General features: G+C 51.3%; 1 protein-coding gene. It reads right to left on the reverse strand.

All coding sequences use genetic code 11. The annotated features are described in order from the left end of the window. Positions 1 to 265, reverse strand: a 265-nt coding sequence (locus AAEZ03_RS27660) for a type III pantothenate kinase (protein WP_350583073.1), incomplete at both ends; no start/stop codon positions are given.

Genomic DNA, 265 nt, shown 5'->3' on the forward strand with positions numbered 1-265 from the left:
CTGCTGTGCCACAGCCAATCACGCACTGGCGCTTTTTCTTATCAACTGCGCCCAGCATCTGTAGCCAACGATCGCAGCCGAGCTGCTCGTCATTGTAGGCGCTACGCATCAATGGGTGTTCAGCATCAACATGGACAAACTCAAACGGAATATCTAGACGACTCAAAGTCTCTGATACTTTTACGTTGAGCTCGTCACCCAGTACCGACGAGATACCGATAAAGTCGGGCGCATAACGCTCAAAACGATCGGTCAGACCCATGAG

The sequence above is a fragment of the Pseudomonas sp. HY2-MNA-CIBAN-0224 genome (assembly GCF_040310285.1).
Taxonomy (GTDB): Bacteria; Pseudomonadota; Gammaproteobacteria; order Pseudomonadales; family Pseudomonadaceae; genus Aquipseudomonas; species Aquipseudomonas helleri.